We start from the raw sequence: 18,580 nt of genomic DNA on the forward strand, positions 1-18,580 counted from the left end.
GGGACCGGGGGCCGGGGTCCGAGGCCTGAGGTCCGACGTCCTGGGAATCAGTCGATCACCGCGGCCCGCACGCAGAGTACATCCGGCAGATGGGACGCCAGCTGCCGCCAGCTGTCCCCGTCGTCGGCCGACGCGAACACCTCGCCGTTGCGGTTGCCGAAGTACACGCCGGCCGGGTCCGCGTCGTCCGTGCACAGGGCGTCGCGCAGCACCGTGCCGTAGTGGTCCTCCTGCGGCAGCCCCGCCGACAGCGGCTCCCAGCTCTTGCCCGCGTCCGACGTACGGAAGACCCGACATCGGCGGTCCGCCGGGACCCGGTCCGAGTCGGCGGTGATGGGGAACACGTAGGCGGTGTCGCCGCGGTGGGGATGGGCGGCCGCGGCGAAGCCGAACGTGGACGGCAGGCCCTTGCCGATGTCCGTCCAGTGCGCCCCCGCGTCGTCGCTGCGGTACACGCCCCAGTGGTTCTGCAGGTAGAGCCGGTCCGGCGTTGCCGCGTCCCGGGCGACCTTGTGGACGCACTGGCCGAACTCCGGGTCCGGATCGGGCAGGAACACCGCCGACACGCCGGAGTTGGACGGCGCCCAGCTGTCCCCGCCGTCCTGCGTGCGGAAGACGCCGGCCGTGGAGACCGCGACCGTCATCGCCTGCGGGTCGCGGGCGTCGGTCAGGATCGTGTGCAGGCCCTCACCGCCGCCGCCCGGCACCCACCGCGAGCGCGTGGGGTGCTCCCAGAGCGGGCGGACGAGCTCGAAGGACTCGCCGCGGTCCGCCGAGCGGTACAGCGCCGCCGGCTCCGTGCCCGCGTACACCACGTCCGGCTCGGAGGCCGACGGGTGGAGCTGCCAGACCCGCTCCAGCGAAGCACCGGTGTCCTTGGGGAACTTGACGGCGGCCTTGGCCGGCTCGGTCCAGGTGCGGCCCAGGTCGTCGGAGTGGAAGACCGACGGGCCCCAGTGGGCGCTGTCGCCCCCGACGAGCAGCCGCGGCACGTCGCCGCGGGTGTCGATCGCGATCGAGTAGACCGCCTGTGCGTTGAAGTACGGACTCTCGTCGAACTTCCAGGCGCCGTCGCGCCGTCGTGCCACGAACAGCCCCTTGCGTGTGCCCACGGCGAGCAGGACCCCGGTCATACCGGCCACCTCCGGACGTCGTTGTCTCAGGTACCGGTCAGTCTGCACCCCGGCACTGACAGTCACCCTCCGGCGGCGTATCGGCGCAGGTGAGCAGCGTGCGGGCGGCGGGTGGGCAGCGGATGGGCGGCAAGTGAGCAATCGGGCGCCCGCGTCCGTACGGGAGCGCGTCCGGTGGCGTCCGGCGCGCCGCCGGACGCCACGAGGAGACCGGCACGACGAGAGGGGCCCCGATGGCGGCTTTGCGTGGTCCGAGGGCGTTGCTGTGGCGCTGGCGGCCCAATCCGCTGCGGCGGCGCAGCGACAGGCTGGAGGCCTGGACCGTGCTCGCCGTGTGGTTCCTCGCCCTGCTCACCGGGACGCTCGCGGGCTTCTCGGTGACACGGTCGGTCGAACAGGGCCTGGCGCGCGAGCGGGTCGAGTGGCGGCCCGTGACGGCGCACCTCACCGGGCACGCGCCCGGCAGGGCGGCCGGCACCGAGCGGGTGTGGGCCGAGGTCCGCTGGCGGGCGCCGGACGGCTCCGCCCACCTGGGGCAGACCCGGGTCGTGCCCGGCAGCACGGCGGGCACCCCGGTCACCGTGTGGACCGACCCGCGCGGCCGCCTCGTCACTAGGCCCGTCACCGAGGCCCAGGCGGCCCTGCGGGCGGGACTGATCGGCACCCTGGCGGGCGCGGCCGCGGCGGTCGTGCCCCTGGGCTGCGGGCGGCTGGTCCGGGACCGCCTGGAGCGGCGGCGGCTGGACCTGTGGGACACGGAGTGGGCGCGGGTCGGTCCCCAGTGGAGGTGGAAGACCGGCTGAGGCGGGCCCGCCCGCCCCAGCCGGTCACCGGTCGCGTCAGACCGAGCGGTGGTACTGGTCCGGCACGTGCACGTCGGCACCGAGCCCGCGGGCCGCGTGCCGCGCCCACGAGGGGTTGCGCAGCAGTTCCCGGCCGAGCAGCACGGCGTCCGCCTCGCCGTTGGCGAGGATCTTCTCGGCCTGCTCGACGTCGGTGATGAGACCGACGGCGGCGACCGCCATGGACGTCTCGTTCTTGACGCGCGCGGCGAAGGGGACCTGGTAGCCGGGGCCGACGGGGATGCGCACGCCGGCCGCGTTGCCGCCCGTGGACACGTCGACCAGGTCGACGCCGTGGGCGGTCAGCTCGCCGGCGAGGCGGACCGTGTCGTCGGCGGTCCAGCCGTTCTCCTCCAGCCAGTCGGTGGCGGAGATGCGGAAGAACAGCGGCTTGTCGTCGGGCCACACCTCGCGCACGGCGTCGACGACCTCCAGGGCGAAGCGCACCCGGTTCTCGTACGAGCCGCCGTACGCGTCCGTGCGCCGGTTGGAGTGCGGGGAGAGGAACTCACCGATCAGGTAGCCGTGCGCGCCGTGGATCTCGGCGATCTCGAAACCGGCGTCCAGGGCCCGCCGAGCGGCGTCGGCGAACTGGCCGACGACCTCGCGGATTCCGTCCACCGTCAGCTCGGTCGGCACCGGGTGCTTCTCGTCGAAGGCCACCGGGCTCGGGCCGAGCGGCTGCCAGCCGTGGTCCTCGGGGCCGACCGGCCCGCCACCCTTCCAGGTGCGGTCCGTCGAGGCCTTGCGGCCGGCGTGCGCGAGCTGGATCGCGGGGACCGTGCCCTGGGAGACCAGGAAGCGCGTGATCCGCCGGAACGCCTCGACCTGCGTGTCGTTCCAGATGCCCAGGTCGTACGGTGAGATCCGGCCCTCGGGGCTGACCGCGGTGGCCTCGACGATGATCAGGCCCGTACCGCCGGTGGCGCGTGCCCCGTAGTGCGTGAGGTGCCAGTCGGTGGGGGCACCGACCGACGGGCCCTCCGGCGCGGCCGAGTACTGGCACATCGGCGGCATCCACACCCGGTTCGGGACGGTCAGCTCGCGCAGGGTGTAGGGCTCGAAGAGCGCGCTCACGGCGGACTCCAATCATGGGACGGTGCCGGGTTGTCTTCTCGTACGATAGACATCGTAGTACGGCGGATGTCAAACTACGAGAGGCCTCGTACAATCCTGGTACGAGGAGGGACTCCGGGCAGATCTCCGGATCCCGGACCCGACGGACTGGAGCCGCTGTGACGATCGCCGCCCCGACCGGCAGCAGCCGCGATCTGCCGCACCCCCAGCGCGCGGAGATCCGGCTGGAAGCCGTGCTGCACGCGCTCTCCGATCCGCTACGGCTGCAGGTCGTACGGGAACTGGCCGCCGACGGGGGCGAGTTGTCCTGCTCGCACTTCGACCTGCCGGTCACCAAGTCCACGACGACGCACCACTTCCGGGTGCTGCGCGAGTCCGGCGTGATCCGGCAGGTCTACCGGGGGACCGCCAAGATGAACGGGGTGCGGCGGGACGATCTCGACGGGCTGTTCCCCGGGCTCCTCGACAGCGTGCTCGCCGCGGCTGCGCGGCAGGCTGTGCGGCTCGGGAGCCGCTAGCCCCTTGTCGCCTTCGGCGGGAGGGGGCGGGCGAGGGGGTGCGTGGTGACGTGCGGGTGCGTCGTGGCCGGTCGCGCAGTTCCCCGCGCCCCTGAAGGGCCCCCTAACGGGCGCCCTGGCCTCTGGCCGCCTGCATGAGGGCACGCCAGTCCGGGAGTTTGACCACTCCTCTGCCCAGGGACGCGCCCAGGTCCGCCTCCGCCCGTTCGATGGACTGCCAGCCCGACCAGTCGACCGGATCCAGGCCCTCCGCGCGCAGGGCCGCGAGCGGATCGGGCGGGACGTCGCGCCGGGCGAGGCCGGGAGCGTCCTCCAGGAGCGAGGCCACCGTCTCCTTCGCGCAGGGGCGGTTGGTCCCGATGACGCCCGTCGGGCCGCGCTTGATCCAGCCGGCCACGTACTCGCCGGGCGCGACCGCGCCCTCGCGCAGCACCCGGCCCGCGCGGTGCGGGACGGTGCCGCGCTCCGCGTCGAACGGCAGGCCCGCCAGCGGGACACCGCGATAGCCGACCGAGCGCAGCACCAGCTGCGCCCCGATGTCCTCGTAGTGCCCCGTGCCCGTCACGCCGCCATGGCCGTCCGGGAGGGTCCGTTCGAAGCGGACCGCGCCCACCCGTCCCGCCGCGTCCGACAGCAGCGCGACCGGCCGTAGGAAGAACCGCAGCCGGATCCGCCGCGACCCGGCGGCCGGCGCCCGTCCGGCCCACTCGCGCAGCACCTCGACGTTGCGGCGCTGGACTGCGGGCAGGCCGGACGGATCCGCGTACGCCGGGTCGAGCGCCAGCTCCGCCGGGTCCACCAGGACGCCGGTGTCCGGCAGGCCGCCCAGCTCCCGCAGCTCCTTGGTGGTGAAACGGGCCTGGGAGGGGCCGCGCCGCCCCACCGTCCAGATCTCCCGCACCCGGCTGTCCGACAGCGCGGCGAGCGCCGCCTGGGGCATGTCGGTCGGGCTCAGTTCCGCGGCGCCGCGGGCCAGGATCCGCGTCACGTCCACCGCCACGTTCCCCACGCCGATGACGACCGCCGTGCGCGCACCGGCCACGAAGCCGTCGGACACGACGTCGGGGTGCGCGCTGTACCAGGACACGAAGTCGGTCGCCGACCAGCTGCCCGGCAGCTCCTCCCCGGGCACGCCGAGGTGCCGGTCGGTGGCGGCGCCCACGCAGTACACGACCGCGTGGTACAGCTCCCGCAGGCGGGCGGCCGGCMCCCCGTCCGGGCCCACCCGGACACCGCCGAGGAACCGCACCCGCTCGTGCTCCAGGACGGTGCGCAGCGTGCCCTGCAGCGACTTGATCTTCTCGTGGTCCGGCGCCACGCCGTAGCGCACCAGGCCGTACGGGCACGGCAGCCGGTCCAGGACGTCGACCTTGACCCCGGGCACCCGTTCCTGCTCGACGAGACCCTGCGCGGCGTACACCCCGCTGGGCCCCGAGCCGACGACGGCGACCTGCAGCACGGCACGACTCCTTCCCCGAGGAGAACGGGGAGCTCGCTGGTGCTTCCAGCATCGCACCGCGCCGCGCGCCGGGGGAGGGGCGGGACGCGACGCTGCGCCGACGGTGTGGACGCGGACGCCGCCCGCGCGTATGTCCGCAATGGGTGTGATCGCCCGGTTACGTTGCCTGCGTGCTGGAAACATCCTTTCTTAATCTTTCTGATCGTGATGAGCCGGACGGGGCGGTGTCGGTGCTGCGCGCCTGGGAGGTGCGCGAGAACGACACGGCCACGACCTGGTGCGACGTCCGGCTGAGCTTCACCGACGGCGCCGGTGTGCACCTGCTCGCGGCGGTGTGCGGGGACAGCGTCTCCGTGGAGGACGTACGCGCCCGGCCCGCGCTCTCCCTCGACGACCTGGCGGTGCTGCCGGACTGGATCGAGGGTCCGCTCCTGGCGGCCTGCGGGGGCGCCGCCGCGCCGTCGGGCGCCCTCGACGGCGCCGCCGGGCCCGTCAGGCGGCACGCGCGCCCCGCGGTGCCGCGGGGCGCCGGGAGCCGCCGCCTCGTCGCGGACGCGTACCTGGCCGGTCAGCGGGCGGGGCGGGATCCGGTGCTCGCGGTGATGGCCGCGACGGGGCACAGCCGGCGGCACGCGCTGCGGTTGATCGCCGGGGCGCGGGATGCGGGGCTGCTTTCGCCCCGGCGCGCGAGGCGCTGAGCGCGCGGCCCGTCGATTTTCGGGTGCGGGTGCGTCGTGGCCGGTCGCGCAGTTCCCCGCGCCCCTGACGGGGCGCGTGCCGTCACATCTCGCGCATGCGGCTGATCTCGGTCGTCTGCTGGGCTATGACGTCGTCGGCCATCTCGCCGATCTGGATGTTGTTGCCCTGGGACAGGACGTCCGTGGCCATGGTGATCGCACCGTTGTGGTGAGTGATCATCAGCTTCAGGAAGAGCTCGTCGAACGCCGCGCCCTTCGCCGCGCGCAGCGTCTTCAGCTGCGTGTCGCTCGCCATGCCCGGCATCACGTCGTGGTGGTGGCCCTCGCTCTTCCTGTCGCCGCCGTGGTTCTTGAGCCAGGCCTCCATCGTCTTCACCTCGGGGCCCTGCGAGGCCGAGATCCGCTCGGCCAGCCGCTTGACCTGGGTCGACTTGGCCCGTTTCGGGGCGAGTTCGGTCATCTCGATGGCCTGCCGGTGATGCTCGATCATCATCCGGGCGTAGTCGAGGTCCGCCGAGTTGGGGGTGTCGTCGTCGGAGCGCTGCTCCGCGGCGTCCTTCGCCGAGAGCGTCTCGGCGGCCTCGCCCGGCTTGCCGGGCGCGATCACCGAAGGGCCCGTGGCCGGTGCGGACTTGGTGTCGTCGTCCGAACCGGTGCAGCCGCCGAGCGCGAGGACGGCGACCGTCACGGACGCCGTGATCAGACGGCGGGACATACGGCGAGCGGGCACGGTGACCTCCTGTGGCACGTGAATCGGCAGACGCCTGGTGGGTCCGGGCACCTCGTGAGTGCCGAGGACCGTCCTAGCACGCTTCGGCACGCCGTTGATCAAAAACATTCATTACGAATGCGTTGCCGCCTGTTGATCTGTGCATGCTGAAGACGATACTGCGGTGGTACCTGAACCGTTCGACTGCGAACGGCGACAAGGGAGGACGCAGTGACCCTGTTGAACAATCTCCGAACGCGGCGCAGACGTCTGGGCGTTGCCGCCACCGCGGCCGGCCTGCTGGCCGCACTGCTCACGGCGGGTCCCGCGGTCGCGACCCCCGACCCCGGGGACACCCCGGCGACGCCGGAAAAGGTCTCCAAGGGCGTGGCCGCCGAGGCCAGGGCGGCGATCGCGGACGGCGAGATACCCGGGCAGGACGAGATCGTCCACTCGGACAACATCAAGCACCTCACGAACATCCCCAAGGACGCGCTGCCCGGCACCAACTCGGACCTCGCCTTCCAGGGCAAGTACGCGTTCGCCGGCAACTACGACGGCTTCCGCATCTTCGACATCAGCAACCCGAAGGCCCCGAAGACGGTCTCCCAGGTGCTCTGCCCGGGCTCGCAGAACGACATCACCGTCTCCGGCGACCTGCTCTTCCTGTCCACGGACTCCTCGCGCAGCGACAACTCCTGCAGCAGCACCACGCAGCCCGCGACGGAGAAGTCCTCCTGGGAGGGCATGAAGGTCTTCGACATCAGCGACAAGAAGAACCCGAAGTACGTCGCCGCCGTCGAGACCGCCTGCGGCTCCCACACCCACACGCTGGTGCCGGAGCGCAAGAACGTCTACATCTACGTGTCCTCGTACTCGCCGAGCGCCACGTTCCCCGACTGCCAGCCGCCGCACGACGGCATCTCGGTCATCAAGGTGCCCCGCAAGGCCCCCGAGAAGGCCGCGGTCGTCAACTTCCCCGTCCTGTTCCCCGGTGAGGGACCGGACGGCGGCGGCAACCCGGGCGGACCCACCAACCCGGGCGTCTCCAAGACCACCGGCTGCCACGACATCACCGTGCTGCCCTCCAAGGACCTCGCGGCGGGCGCCTGCATGGGCGACGGCATCCTGTTCTCCATCAAGGACCCGGAGAACCCGAAGGTCATCGACCAGGTCCAGGACAACGTGAACTTCGCGTTCTGGCACTCGGCGACCTTCAACCAGAAGGCCAACAAGGTCGTCTTCACCGACGAGCTGGGCGGCGGCGGCGCGGCCACCTGCAACGAGGCCGTGGGCCCGGACCGCGGCGCGGACGGCATCTACGACATCGTCGGCAAGGGCGACAAGCGCAAGCTCGTCTTCAAGAGCTACTACAAGATCCCGCGCCACCAGGCCGACACCGAGAACTGCGTGGCCCACAACGGCTCGCTGATCCCGGTCAAGGGCAAGGACATCATGGTCCAGGCCTGGTACCAGGGCGGCATCTCCGTCTGGGACTTCACCAACTCCTCGAAGCCCAAGGAGATCGCCTACTTCGAGCGCGGTCCGCTGAGCACCACGACCATGGTCACCGGCGGCTCCTGGTCCGCGTACTACTACAACGGCTACATCTACTCGAACGACATCGCCAAGGGCTTCGACGTCCTGAGGATCGACGACCGCCGTACGGACCCGGCGAAGAAGAACCGGCAGAGCGAGCTGAACGTCCAGACGCAGCCGGACTACTTCGACTGACCCGCCCCGTCCGCCTCCTGGTTCCGCCCACCCCCGTGGCCGTGGTCCCGCCCGTGACCGTCCTCGTGAGGGTCGTGCGGCTCGCGGCTCCCGGGGGCGAAGAACCGTGAGAGGTCCTCGTGGTACGTCCCGCCGGGTGCTCCGGCATCCGGCGGGACGCCCCGCTCCCATTCGAGCCCGTAGCGCCGGAACAGCTCGCCGCGCAGCACCGGCACCGGCATCGGGACCCCCGGCACCAGGGCCGCGAACACCGCGCCCATCAGCAGCGCCCGCAGCATGGGGTAGTCGGCGGCGGTGTCCGACGAGCCGTAGCGGGACATGGTGTCGCTCAGCAGCTCGGCCAGCCGGCGCTGCTCCGGACACTGCTTGAAGCCCTCACCCTGCAGGATGCCCGCCATGTGCTGGCGCATCACCACGGGATGGTCCCGGGCCAGGCCCAGGATCGCGTCGATGGCCCGCGCCATCCGCTCCCGGCCGTCCTCGGTACGCGGCTCGCGCTCCAGCGCCTCCTCCAGCGTGCGGTGCATCAGCCGGTGCACGGCGGACTGGACGAGCAGACGCTTGCCGGGGAAGTAGTACGAGACCAGACCCCGGGCCGAGCCCGCGCGGTCCGCGATGTCGCCCAGCGTCGTGGCGTCGTAGCCCCGCTCGCTGACCAGCTCCAGCGCCGCCTGCAGGAGCCTCTCGCGGGAACGCCGCCGCAACTCTTCATTGACCGATGCGCTGCGAGGGGACATCCTATGTACTCCTGCGTTGACTGGCTGCCAGCCAACTATACGCAGCGCGTCCGGTCAGGCCCCCGCGGGGACCCGTCCGGGCCGCCGTCCGTCCGGGGCGACGCGGGGGATCGTCCCGGACGGACGGAGCCGTCCTGTCGCAGGGGCGCCGCCCGTTCCCTACAGTGGGGGGAAGTGCCGAGGAGGCGTACGCGCATGGACCAAGAACAGATCCTGGCCAGGATCACGGCGATGGTCGACGACGAGCGCAAGCTCCGGGACGCCCTCGCGTCCGGGGAGATCGACAGCGCGACCGAGCAGCAGCGGCTCGGACAGCTGGAGCGCGATCTGGACCAGTGCTGGGACCTGCTGCGCCAGCGGCGCGCGAAGTCCGAGTTCGGCGAGGACCCGGACGAGGCGCGGGTGCGCCCCGCCTCCCAGGTCGAGAACTACCGCAACTGACCCCTGGTCGACGGCGGCCGGCGGGGCCGCCGCTCAGGCCCCGCGCGCCACCAGGTCCAGCACCGGCCGCAGCCCGTCGGGCCGCTCGGCCACCGGCAGGTGCTCCACGAAGTGCACCGCGCACCCCAGGGCCGCCGCTCCGCCGTCGGCCCTCCGGTCGTCCCCGACCATCAGCGTGGCGCGCTGATCGGCCCCGAGCGCTTCGCAGGCGGCCGCGAAGAGCCGTACGTCCGGCTTCTGCACCCCGTGCTCGTACGACAGGACGTAGGCGTCGACGTACGCGTCCAGGCCGTGCGCGCGGAAGACGGGACGCAGGTCCCAGCCGATGTTGCTGACCACGCCGACGGCGGTCCCGCGCCCGCGCAGGGTGCGCAGCACCTCGCGCGCGTCGGCGTACGGGCGCCAGGCCGCCGGGCTCATGTGCCGGTCGTACAGCGCGTCGTACAGCTCCGCGGCGGGCAGCGCCACCTGGCGGCAGACACCGGTGTACGCGGCCCGGTGCAGCTCGGCGCTCCGGTCGCGCTCGCTCCACAGCGGGACCAGTCCGGCGGGCACCGGCACCGCGTGGGGAGCCGCGCCGGGCAGCGCGCCCACCGCCTCCAGCTCCTCCGCCACCCGGGACAACTCGTGCTCGGGCAGGGGCACTTCGGCGTCGCTCAGTACGGCGCGCAGCCAGGACTCGGCGGATTCGATGCGGAAGAGGGTCCCGGAGAAGTCGAACAGCACGGCGTCCATGCGGGGACCGTACCCACGGCCGGGCCCCGCCGATCGTCGGCCGCCCGGGCGGTCACCTGCCGAACAGGCCCGAGACCGCGTCCACCAGGCCGCCGATCAGCCCCGTCGAGGCGGACTCCGACGGAGCGGGCTCCGCCGGGGTCTCCGGCTCGGGAGCCTGCGAACCCGGCTGCGTCGCGGGCTCCTCGCCCGTGTCCGGGGACCGGCTCGGCAGGCCGGCGGACGCCTCCGTGCCCCCGGAGCTCGCCGACCCTGCGTCCTCCGGTCCGGCGGTGCCCTCCGCCCCGGCGGCCGGGGCGGACGAGGACTTCGCGTCCGGCGCGCTGCCGGCGCCGCTCTTCTGCGGCCGCGGGCCGGTCATCGCCTCCGCGCCCGTGGTGGCCACGTCTTCCTGCCAGGCCGGGGGTCGTGCGGCGCTGGTCGCGGGGTTGTCGGCGGCCGGGCTGCCGGACCCGGACCGTTCCGGTTCCCCCGCCACCTCCGCACCGCGGTTCACGTCGTCGGTGCCGAGCAGGCCGGGGATGCTGAGCCAGGGCGCGGTGGAGTCGCGGTCGGTGACCACGAGGCCCAGGGTCGCGGCCGAGCACACGCAGCCGGCCGCCACGAGCCAGCCCATCCGGCGCATCCGGCCGGCCCGCCGGCCGCTCGGGTCGACGAACACCGGCGCACCGCCCGTGTCCGCGCCCGCGAAGTCGCGCACCTGCGCGGGCTCGTCCGCTTTTGTGGGTTCGGCTGCCTGCGCGGGTTCGGCCGCCTTTGTGGGTTCGGCCGCGGCGCGGTCCAGGAGATCCGTACCGGGCTCCGGGCGTATGGGGCCGTCGTCGCCCGCCTTGCCTGCCATGCAACTGCCTTCCGCTTCGATCGTGTTGTACCGACGGTAGCCCGACCGGGACGCCCCTCGTACGGGCACCCCGGTCGCGCGCGCCACCGGTCTGCGCGAGTGATCCGTGGCCACGGTGCCAAACGGATTGGTCCGAAACGGAAAATTCCGAAACCGGTCCGGTGACCGTCGGGGTGCAAACAATCACCGGCCGGCCGGTCGGCCCGTCGGCGTGCGTCAGCGGCGTGACGCGGCGGGCAGGAGCATCGGCAGCGGGAGGAAGTCGGCCAGCGCGCGCTGACCGGCGATGTTGGCGTGGATCCCGTCGCCGGTGTCGTAGGCCGGGGCGATGCTGTTGGGCTTCAGCGGGTCCTTGAGCACCTGGTCGAAGTCCGTCACGCCGTCGCAGGTCCCGTCGCAGGAGTTCCGCTTCTTGACGAAGGTGCCCACCGCGTGCCGGTCGAGGTTGTTGCCGTCGGTGTAACCGGGACGCGGGGTGATGGGTGTGACGTACACCTCGACCCCGGCGGCGCGCAGGCGCCCGAACACCTCGCGGTAGCTGTCCAGTATCTGCCCGGCATCGCAGCCGTTGGCGAGGTCGTTCGTGCCGTAGTAGTACACGACCCCGGTCACCCCGTGCAGGCCGAGCACGTCACGGTCCAGCCGGGACGCCGCGTCGAGGCCCTTGATCCCGGCCGGGTTGCGCGGGCAGGCCGCGGAGCTGGTCGTGCCGCCGACCCCCGCGTTGGCGACGGCGAACTGCCGGGAGCGCGGGAGTTCGGCGGTGACCCGGCGGGCGAGTTCGTCCGTCCACCGGTGGTCGGTCCCCTCCGGCGTGCAGCCGGCCCCGCAGTCGGTGCTGCCGGTCCCGTCGACCACCGAGCTGCCGAACGCGACGACCGTGCCCTTGAGGGCCGGGTTGCGCACGTCGACGGCGCTGACCAGATAGGTGGAGCCGGTCGTCTGCGTGTACGCCGAGCCGCTCGCGTCGGCCGTGTGGTCGCCGGAGCCGGGCGGGGTGAGGTAGTTGGTGCGGAAGGCGCTGCTGTGTCTGCCCGGTGTGACCGTGCCGGACACGGACAGGGAGACCGCCACGTCGTCCTGCGGACCGGTCCGCAGGGCCGCGGGGTCGCTCCACACCTCACCGCCGGGCGGTACGACGACCTCGGGCCGGCCGTCGAAGGTGACGGTGCGGACGGCGCCCTCGATCGCCGCGCCGGCGCCGCCCCCGCCGTCCTCGGCGCTCCGGCCGACGGTGGCCGCGTCGACGGTCAGCGGGGCCGTGCCGAAGGTGTTCTGGATCCGGACGCGCAGCGCCCCGCCGCCCTGGCTGAGATGGGTGATCATGCGAACCGACTGGTCCCGCAGGGGAGTCGGGGCGGGTTCCTGCTGGGACTGGGCCCAGGACGTGAACCACGCCCGCCCGTTCGTCGCGGCCCGGGACCCGTCGCCCGAGGCGGACGCCGTGGTGGCGGAGACCGCCGATCCGGACGCCGCGAGGGTCAGGGCCAGGGCCACCGCGGCGCGCCGCAGCGAGGGGGTACGGAAAGGATGCATGGGGGTCCCTTCGGCAGGGTGCGGCCCCGGCACGTGACGTACGGCTCCGCCGGGACCGCTGGGCTCGGTCCCGTATGACCTGCCCAGGGGACTCCCGGGTCAGACGTGACGGCCCGTGCCCGTGGGACGGACGTGCCACCGCACCGGACGGGCCCCCTCACGCGCCGCACGCATCACGCGCCGCGCACCTCATGGGACGCGCCACGAAACGCGTTACGGGATGCGGGCCACCCCCACGTAGATCCCGCTGCCCTCGGCCCCCTCCACCGGGCCCGCGGGGTCCCACTCCGTCGCGGTCACCAGACCGGGCGCGACCAGGTCGAGGCCGTCGAAGAAGCGCTCCACCTCGGCGCGGGTGCGGAAGCCGAGCTTGATGCCGCCCTTGGCGTACTCGGCGGTGACCTGCGCGGAGAGCTCCGGGTACAGGTCGGAGGCGGCGTGCGACAGCACCAGGTAACTGCCCGAAGGCAGCGTGGAGACCAGGGAGCGGACGATCGCGTGCGCGTCCTGCTCGTCGGGGATGAAGTGCATCAGGGCGATCAGCGACAGCGCGATCGGGCGGTCGAAGTCCAGGGTGCGCCGGGCGTGCTCGACGATCCCCTCCGGCTGCCGTACGTCGGCCTCGATGTAGTCGGTGACCCCCTCGGCGCGGCTGATCAGCAGCGCCTCGGCGTGCCGCAGGACGATCGGGTCGTTGTCGGTGTAGACGACCTTCGCCGTCGGCACGACGTCCTGCACGATCTGGTGGAGGTTGGGCTCGGTGGGGATGCCGGTACCGATGTCCAGGAACTGGTCGACGCCCTGCGCGGCGAGCCAGCCGGCCGCCCGGTGCATGAACTGCCGGTTCTGCCGGGCCGCGTCCTTGGCCTCGGGCGGGAGCTGCTTCCCGACGGCCTCGTCGACCGGGTAGTTGTCCTTGCCGCCCAGCAGCCAGTCGTAGACCCGCGCGGGGTGCGCCCTGTCGGTGACGATCTCGGAAAACCGCTGGGGTTCGGTCGGCATGGCAACTCCATCGCGCGCGCCAGTGAAAGGAGGGGCGGACCGACTGTTCGGCCGCCGTGGTGGAGTACATCATGCGCGTCGCGCGGGACTGAAGTGGCGGGGGGTCCACGGCCGTTCGGCCGGGACCGCCCCGGTGGTGTCAGCGCGGTGCGCCGGTCCCGCGGAACCGGGCGTACGAGGCCACCGTCAGCGCCACCGTCAGCGCGCCCAGCAGCCAGCCGCCGAGCACGTCCGACGACCAGTGCACGCCCAGCCAGATCCGGGTCAGGCCCACTCCGACGACGGACACCACCGCCACGGCCAGCGCGCTGCGCCACAGGACGCGCCCGGCGCCGTACAGGCGCAGCAGCCACAGCAGCAGGCCGCACGCCACCGCGGCCGTCATGGCGTGCCCGGAGGGGAAGGCCGCGAAGTGGGCGGAGTCCACCGGGTCGGGCCACACGGGGCGCTCGCGGTCGACGGCCGCCTTGATGCCCTGCGAGAGCAGGGAGCCGAGCAGGCAGGCCGCCGTCAGCCACAGCGCGAGCCACCAGGCGCCGTGGTGCAGCACCAGCCACAGCACGGCGACGGCGACCAGCGCGCGCATGGTCCAGGGGTCCCACACCCAGTCGGTGAGGATGCGGAACGCCTGGGTCAGGTCCGGCTCGGCGACCGCCCAGCGGTGCGTGGTGCGGGCGATGTCGCCGTCCAGGGCCATCAGCGGGTCCCAGGAGACGGCGACCAGGACGAGCAGCAGCGCGGTGGGCGGGACGAGGGCCGCGGCGACGCGCAGGGCGATCCCGGGGCCTGTCGCGTGGGGCGGCGAGTCGACGGGGGAGTGCATGCACCGATCCTTGCCGACCGAGGGGGCCGGAGGCGAACCCGGGGTGGCCCGTACGTGGAATCCGGGTCACCCGCGCGTGGAATCCGGATTACCCGCGTGGGGAATCCCGGTTACCCGAGTGCCCGCAGCCCGGGCCCGAAGGCCACCAGGACCGGCACCACCGGCACCAGCAGGGAGACCGCGGTGAGCCGCAGCCGGTGGACGGGCCGGAGCCGGTCCGGCGGCGTGAGCAGCCGTTCGACCCGCCGCGGGACATGGGCCTGCGGGGTCGGGCATGGGCCGAACACCCCGCTGTCCTCGTTGAGTTGCACCAGCGCGAGGGCGATGGTGAGCCGGCCGAAGCGGCGCGACGCCATGTCGTCCGCGGCGAGCTCGACCAGCCGGTGCATCTCGTCGCGGAACGCCGCGAACACCGGGACCTGCGGGAAGCCGTTGGCCAGCGCGGCCGAGGAGTGCAGCAGCCAGTCGTGCCGGGCGCGTGCGTGCCCCTGCTCGTGGGCGAGTACAGCGTCCAGCTGCTGCCCCTTCAGACGGCGCAACGCGGCGGTGGTGACGACCAGTTGGGGCGCGGCGCCCGGTAACCACCAGGCGTCGGGCCGGTCCGCCTCCAGGACGACCAGGCGCTCGCCGCCGGGCTCCTCGCCGGGCAGCAGCGGGGCGCGCAGCGCCAGTTCGCTGCGCCGGCGCCGGCGCGCGGACCTGGCCCGGGTGATCTCGCGGGCCAGCATGGTCGCGCTCCACGCTGCGCCGAGGGCGAGGACCACCGTCGTGGCCACGGCCCAGGGGCCGCCGCCGAGCGCGTACGCCTCCACCACGCCGTGCGGGGCGGGGGCGAAGACATGGCCGCGCACGGCCTGCCAGGCGGCGGCCGCGCTCAGGGTCATCGACAGCGCGCAGCAGAGCAGTACGGCCACGACCACGCACTGCCAGGCCCACAGGGCGACCACCGGTTCGCGGTCCTGCCAGTCGGTCCGCGCGAGCAGCCGCGGAGCGAGGACGGCGACCAGCGCGCCGAGCAGCAGCAGTGCCGCGGGGACCATCATGGAGGCAGCCTATGAGGGCCGCGGCGCGGCGGGATACGGCCTGCCGGGGCAAGTGACGCAGACCACGGGGTGTCTCCGACGGTTCGGTGCGTGTCCGGGTGCGGGTGGGTGGGGGCTGAGCGCGCAGTTCCCCGCGCCCCTGACGGGGCGAGCTCTGACGGGGCACGGCCCGTCACATCGTGAGCAGCATCGCCAGCATTCCCATGCCCATCGAGAGTCTGCACGCGCCGGCCAGTTCCGCGCGGTCGCCCCAGCCGGGTGGGCGCCCCCCGCCCGCCGGTGCGACGGTTGCGGCCGCGACCGGGACCAGCCGTGCCCCGGTCCGCAGCACGTACGCCGTGAAGTACACGAGCAGCGCCCCGGTGAGGACCGGCACCCCGGAGTGCGTGCCGCCCGCCATCACCGCGGCCATGTAGACCATGGCGCAGGCGCCCACCATGTGGTGCAGGTGGTGGCCGCCGCCCCGCGCCGCCCGCGCTGCCCGCAGGGCCCACAGCGCCCGCACGGCCGCCGCGCCGAACACGACGGTGTAGAGGGCCCAGGCCCAGCGCGGCGGCGCCGTCACGGCCGCGGGCACCGCCATCGCCGCCATCCCGAAGCCCATCAACGCCTCACCGCCCGCGGTGCGCCGCTGCTCCTCGATCCTGCTGCGCATCCGCACCAGGCAGTACGCCCCGGTCCCCGCGCACAGCGCGACGAGCAGCCAGCCGGACGACTCCGGTCCGTGCACCGCGCACCTCCCCCGATCGACGGTGTTCTCGGACGGTCCGGTCCAAGGAATGCCCTTCCCGGACGCACCGCAAGCGAGCGCGGGCAAGCGCAAGGGTGTACGCCGGGGGAGCGCGCGGGAGTGCGCCGCGAGCCCCCCGGTTCGCGAACGTACATCTTTTACGAGTAAAACACCTGTTAATCTTATGGGTATGAGCAGTGCCCGACCCCGCCACGCCCGCGTCCGCCGACTCCCCCTCGCGGGCGTCCTGCGGCTCAACCGTCCCTCCGACATCTGGTACAAACCCGCGCTGAGCGTGGTCGTGGCGGTCGGCGTCCCGAACCTGACGCTGCTGGCGCTCGGCCGGCTGGACCTCGCCCTGTCCACCATGGCCGGCTCGCTCTGCGCGCTCTACGCCCACAACCTGCCGTACGCGGCGCGCGGCCGGGCCCTCGGCCTGGTCGTGCTCGGCATGCTGGCCTCGGTCGCCGTCGCGCTGGTCACGGCGTCGCTGACGTCCTCCGCCGCGGTCCTGGTCGCCGTCGGCGCGCTGCTCGCCGCCGCGCAGAAGGCGGTGACCGACCTGACGCGCATCGGCCCGCCCGGGCCGGTGATCTTCACCTTCATCAGCTCCGCCTCCCTCTTCGCCCCGCAGGCACTGCACCAGGTCCCCGGCCACCTCGCCCTCGCCGCCGCGGCGGGCGCCTGGGCGTGGCTCGTCGGCATGGCGCCGGGCCTCGTGCGCCCGCACGGCCCCGAACGCCGGGCCACGGCCCGCGCCCTGCACGCGGCCGCCGCCTACGTCGAGGCGTCCGCGACCACGACCGCCACCGCTGGCACCGGCACCGGCGCCGAAGCCGCGGACGGCGGCCCCGCGCGGGCCCGGGCCGCCGCGGCCGCCGCCGTGCACGCCGCCTGGCAGTCGCTCCTCGCCACCGGCGCCCGCCCGGAGCCCCGCCGCACCCTGGGCCGGCTCCTCGTACGGGCCGAGGTCGCGCTCGCCGCCCCGGCGGACACGGACCCCGCTCTCCTGCGCTCCTGGGCGCACGGCCTGCGCGGCACGCACCCCGTGCCCCACGTGGCACCGGGCCGGGACGCCGACGAACTGCTCGGCGTCGAGGCCGAGCTGGCCGCCCCGAGGCAACGGCCGGGCGACCGGCTCCGTCCCCTCCTCCCGCTCGCCCTGCGCACCGCGCTCGGCTGCGCGCTCGCCGGGTACGTCTCGCTGGCGCTCGGTGTCGGCCGCCCGTACTGGGCCCTGGTCACCGCCGCCTCGCTCTACCAGGCGAACCTCACCCTCACCTGGAGCCGCGGGGTGCAGCGGGTGGTCGGCAACCTCGTCGGCGTCCTCCTCTTCGCGGCCGTCGCCCCGCTCGCCCACCTGGGCCCCGCCGCACTGGTCCTGTGCTGCCTCGCCTTCAACTTCGGCGCCGAGGCCCTGATCACCCGCAACTACTGGCTGGGCAGCGTCTGCGTCACCCCGATGGCGCTGCTGATCACCGAGTTCACCGGCTTCCAGGGGACGGGCGCCCTGATCACGGACCGGGTCGTGGACACGCTGGTCGGCGCGTCCGTCGGGTTCGTGGCCGCCGTCGCCGTCACCAACCGGCGGTCCGTGGACCGGATCGAGGAGGCCCTCGACGCCGTGGAGCGGGCCCGTGAGCACGCCGCACGGCTGCTCGCCGCCGGGCGCGCGGAACCCGGCGCGCTGGAGTCCGCCCGCCGCCGGCTGGCCGCCGCGCTCGTCGAGCTGCGGGCCACCGCGGACGCGGCGGCCGGCGAATGGTGGCAGCGCGCCCTGCCGGAGGAGCGGGTGGTGCTGGCCGAACGCGGCGGACACCGTACGCTCGCGGCGACGGTACGACGGCAGGGACCGCACCTTCTGGAGGACGTACAGGCATGACGGCAGCGAACGGGCGCGGAACGGCCGGGGCGGGAGCCCTCGACGGCGGGCCGGCCGAGGACACCGGGGCGGACCGGCCCGCGGCGGGGGACACCGTCGCCGCGGTGGTCCGGCAGTGGCAGGCGGTCCACCCCGGCCTCGACACCGGGCCCATGGAGGTCATCGGGCGGATCAACCGCTGCGCCGCGCTGCTCCAGCAGGCCGAGGACGCGCCGCTGCGGCACGCCGGACTCACCCGCCCCGAGTTCGACCTGCTCGGCGCGCTGCGCCGGACCGGCCTCGAACTGACCCCCGGCGACCTGGCCCGCGAGACCTTCTCCTCCGGCGCTGCCGTCACCAAACGGCTCAAGCAGCTGACCGAGCGCGGCCTCGTCGAGCGCCGCGGGGACACCCGTGACCGCCGCGTCGCCCACGTCCGCCTGACGGACGCCGGACGCGCCCTCGTGGACGGCACCCTTCCCGCGCAGCTCTCGTACGAGACGGCGGCCCTGTCCGGCCTGGACGGCACCCGGCAGCGCGAACTGGCCGGCCTGCTCGGCGACCTCCTGGTCCAGCTGGAGGGCCGGCTCCGCGCGCCCCGCGGCTGAGCCCGCATCACCCGCGGTGGCGCCCGCCCCGTGTCCCTCTACTGTTCCGGGCG

At 73.8% G+C, this 18,580-nt stretch carries 19 protein-coding genes; 7 read left to right on the forward strand and 12 right to left on the reverse strand.

Going from position 1 to position 18,580, the window contains the following annotated elements:
- Window positions 1-47: 47 nt before the first annotated feature.
- On the reverse strand, window positions 48-1,133 hold the full coding sequence (locus FGF04_RS32050; protein ID WP_188114322.1) for a WD40/YVTN/BNR-like repeat-containing protein: 1,086 nt from the start codon (window positions 1,131-1,133) through the stop codon (window positions 48-50).
- 233 nt (window positions 1,134-1,366) lie between these two features.
- Between FGF04_RS32050 and FGF04_RS32055 the strand changes: the two genes are divergently transcribed.
- Window positions 1,367-1,936: an Rv1733c family protein gene (locus FGF04_RS32055; RefSeq protein ID WP_149514877.1), complete on the forward strand. Its 570-nt coding sequence runs from the start codon at window positions 1,367-1,369 to the stop codon at window positions 1,934-1,936.
- Between the two features lie 36 nt (window positions 1,937-1,972).
- On the opposite strand, the gene FGF04_RS32060 is transcribed toward FGF04_RS32055, so the two are convergent.
- Window positions 1,973-3,052 carry an NADH:flavin oxidoreductase/NADH oxidase gene (locus tag FGF04_RS32060; RefSeq protein ID WP_149514878.1) on the reverse strand — a complete coding sequence of 360 codons (1,080 nt, stop codon included), beginning with the start codon at window positions 3,050-3,052 and terminating at the stop codon, window positions 1,973-1,975.
- A gap of 158 nt (window positions 3,053-3,210) precedes the next feature.
- Between FGF04_RS32060 and FGF04_RS32065 the strand changes: the two genes are divergently transcribed.
- Window positions 3,211-3,570, forward strand: coding sequence for an ArsR/SmtB family transcription factor (locus FGF04_RS32065; protein WP_408055696.1), 360 nt, complete (start codon window positions 3,211-3,213; stop codon window positions 3,568-3,570).
- A 103-nt stretch (window positions 3,571-3,673) separates the two neighbouring features.
- Here the strand turns inward: FGF04_RS32065 and FGF04_RS32070 are convergent, their stop codons facing one another.
- Complete coding sequence (locus tag FGF04_RS32070) at window positions 3,674-5,029, reverse strand: FAD-dependent oxidoreductase (RefSeq protein WP_149514879.1); 1,356 nt, start codon at window positions 5,027-5,029, stop codon at window positions 3,674-3,676.
- A 224-nt stretch (window positions 5,030-5,253) separates the two neighbouring features.
- On the opposite strand from FGF04_RS32070, the gene FGF04_RS32075 reads away from it, so the two are divergent.
- Window positions 5,254-5,727: a DUF6214 family protein gene (locus tag FGF04_RS32075; protein ID WP_149514971.1), complete on the forward strand. Its 474-nt coding sequence runs from the start codon at window positions 5,254-5,256 to the stop codon at window positions 5,725-5,727.
- Window positions 5,728-5,809: 82 nt separating this feature from the next.
- On the opposite strand, the gene FGF04_RS32080 is transcribed toward FGF04_RS32075, so the two are convergent.
- On the reverse strand, window positions 5,810-6,442 hold the full coding sequence (locus tag FGF04_RS32080) for a DUF305 domain-containing protein (RefSeq protein WP_149514972.1): 633 nt from the start codon (window positions 6,440-6,442) through the stop codon (window positions 5,810-5,812).
- Window positions 6,443-6,667: 225 nt separating this feature from the next.
- Between FGF04_RS32080 and FGF04_RS32085 the strand changes: the two genes are divergently transcribed.
- A complete protein-coding gene (locus tag FGF04_RS32085; RefSeq protein WP_149514880.1) occupies window positions 6,668-8,170 on the forward strand; it encodes an LVIVD repeat-containing protein in 1,503 nt (500 codons plus the stop codon).
- Here FGF04_RS32085 and FGF04_RS32090 read toward each other — a convergent pair.
- Complete coding sequence (locus FGF04_RS32090) at window positions 8,158-8,907, reverse strand: TetR/AcrR family transcriptional regulator (protein WP_149514881.1); 750 nt, start codon at window positions 8,905-8,907, stop codon at window positions 8,158-8,160. The genes FGF04_RS32085 and FGF04_RS32090 overlap by 13 nt on opposite strands.
- A 195-nt stretch (window positions 8,908-9,102) precedes the next feature.
- On the opposite strand from FGF04_RS32090, the gene FGF04_RS32095 reads away from it, so the two are divergent.
- Entirely contained in the window at window positions 9,103-9,348 is a 246-nt protein-coding gene (locus tag FGF04_RS32095; RefSeq protein ID WP_149514882.1) for a DUF2630 family protein, read from the forward strand.
- A gap of 33 nt (window positions 9,349-9,381) precedes the next feature.
- Here the strand turns inward: FGF04_RS32095 and FGF04_RS32100 are convergent, their stop codons facing one another.
- The 7 genes from FGF04_RS32100 to FGF04_RS32130 form a co-directional block, all read right to left on the reverse strand.
- Window positions 9,382-10,083 carry an HAD family hydrolase gene (locus tag FGF04_RS32100; RefSeq protein WP_149514883.1) on the reverse strand — a complete coding sequence of 234 codons (702 nt, stop codon included), beginning with the start codon at window positions 10,081-10,083 and terminating at the stop codon, window positions 9,382-9,384.
- 52 nt (window positions 10,084-10,135) lie between these two features.
- The gene (locus tag FGF04_RS32105; protein ID WP_149514884.1) at window positions 10,136-10,924 is read right to left on the reverse strand and encodes a hypothetical protein; all 789 of its coding nucleotides are present in this window, start codon (window positions 10,922-10,924) and stop codon (window positions 10,136-10,138) included.
- Between the two features lie 216 nt (window positions 10,925-11,140).
- Window positions 11,141-12,460 carry a GDSL-type esterase/lipase family protein gene (locus FGF04_RS32110; RefSeq protein ID WP_149514885.1) on the reverse strand — a complete coding sequence of 440 codons (1,320 nt, stop codon included), beginning with the start codon at window positions 12,458-12,460 and terminating at the stop codon, window positions 11,141-11,143.
- A gap of 213 nt (window positions 12,461-12,673) precedes the next feature.
- Window positions 12,674-13,462, reverse strand: coding sequence for an SAM-dependent methyltransferase (locus FGF04_RS32115; protein WP_149514886.1), 789 nt, complete (start codon window positions 13,460-13,462; stop codon window positions 12,674-12,676).
- Between the two features lie 139 nt (window positions 13,463-13,601).
- A complete protein-coding gene (locus FGF04_RS32120; RefSeq protein ID WP_149514887.1) occupies window positions 13,602-14,285 on the reverse strand; it encodes a phosphatase PAP2 family protein in 684 nt (227 codons plus the stop codon).
- Window positions 14,286-14,395: 110 nt separating this feature from the next.
- A complete protein-coding gene (locus FGF04_RS32125; RefSeq protein ID WP_149514888.1) occupies window positions 14,396-15,328 on the reverse strand; it encodes a M56 family metallopeptidase in 933 nt (310 codons plus the stop codon).
- 172 nt (window positions 15,329-15,500) lie between these two features.
- Window positions 15,501-16,058 carry a DUF5134 domain-containing protein gene (locus FGF04_RS32130; RefSeq protein WP_149514889.1) on the reverse strand — a complete coding sequence of 186 codons (558 nt, stop codon included), beginning with the start codon at window positions 16,056-16,058 and terminating at the stop codon, window positions 15,501-15,503.
- A gap of 190 nt (window positions 16,059-16,248) precedes the next feature.
- Here FGF04_RS32130 and FGF04_RS32135 point away from each other — a divergent pair, with 190 nt between their 5' ends.
- Together FGF04_RS32135 and FGF04_RS32140 are read left to right on the forward strand one after the other, a co-directional pair.
- Entirely contained in the window at window positions 16,249-17,940 is a 1,692-nt protein-coding gene (locus tag FGF04_RS32135) for an FUSC family protein (protein ID WP_149514890.1), read from the forward strand.
- Window positions 17,937-18,527 (forward strand): MarR family winged helix-turn-helix transcriptional regulator, encoded by a 591-nt coding sequence (locus FGF04_RS32140; protein ID WP_149514891.1) that lies wholly within the window; start codon window positions 17,937-17,939, stop codon window positions 18,525-18,527. Before FGF04_RS32135 ends, FGF04_RS32140 begins: the two co-directional genes overlap by 4 nt.
- Window positions 18,528-18,580 lie beyond the last annotated feature (53 nt).

Origin of the sequence: Streptomyces apricus (assembly GCF_008369065.1) — a bacterium.
Classification (GTDB): Bacteria; Actinomycetota; Actinomycetes; order Streptomycetales; family Streptomycetaceae; genus Streptomyces; species Streptomyces apricus.

Bases quoted from the DNA above. Each gene is read 5' to 3' on its own strand.
- FGF04_RS32110 (WP_149514885.1), bottom strand. From the start codon at position 12,460: ATGCATCCTTTCCGTACCCCCTCGCTGCGGCGCGCCGCGGTGGCCCTG.
- FGF04_RS32125 (WP_149514888.1), bottom strand. From the start codon at position 15,328: ATGATGGTCCCCGCGGCACTGCTGCTGCTCGGCGCGCTGGTCGCCGTC.
- FGF04_RS32050 (WP_188114322.1), bottom strand. From the start codon at position 1,133: ATGACCGGGGTCCTGCTCGCCGTGGGCACACGCAAGGGGCTGTTCGTG.
- FGF04_RS32100 (WP_149514883.1), bottom strand. From the start codon at position 10,083: ATGGACGCCGTGCTGTTCGACTTCTCCGGGACCCTCTTCCGCATCGAA.
- FGF04_RS32055 (WP_149514877.1), top strand. From the start codon at position 1,367: ATGGCGGCTTTGCGTGGTCCGAGGGCGTTGCTGTGGCGCTGGCGGCCC.
- FGF04_RS32115 (WP_149514886.1), bottom strand. From the start codon at position 13,462: ATGCCGACCGAACCCCAGCGGTTTTCCGAGATCGTCACCGACAGGGCG.
- FGF04_RS32090 (WP_149514881.1), bottom strand. From the start codon at position 8,907: ATGTCCCCTCGCAGCGCATCGGTCAATGAAGAGTTGCGGCGGCGTTCC.
- FGF04_RS32080 (WP_149514972.1), bottom strand. From the start codon at position 6,442: ATGTCCCGCCGTCTGATCACGGCGTCCGTGACGGTCGCCGTCCTCGCG.
- FGF04_RS32135 (WP_149514890.1), top strand. From the start codon at position 16,249: ATGAGCAGTGCCCGACCCCGCCACGCCCGCGTCCGCCGACTCCCCCTC.
- FGF04_RS32105 (WP_149514884.1), bottom strand. From the start codon at position 10,924: ATGGCAGGCAAGGCGGGCGACGACGGCCCCATACGCCCGGAGCCCGGT.
- FGF04_RS32140 (WP_149514891.1), top strand. From the start codon at position 17,937: ATGACGGCAGCGAACGGGCGCGGAACGGCCGGGGCGGGAGCCCTCGAC.
- FGF04_RS32120 (WP_149514887.1), bottom strand. From the start codon at position 14,285: ATGCACTCCCCCGTCGACTCGCCGCCCCACGCGACAGGCCCCGGGATC.
- FGF04_RS32095 (WP_149514882.1), top strand. From the start codon at position 9,103: ATGGACCAAGAACAGATCCTGGCCAGGATCACGGCGATGGTCGACGAC.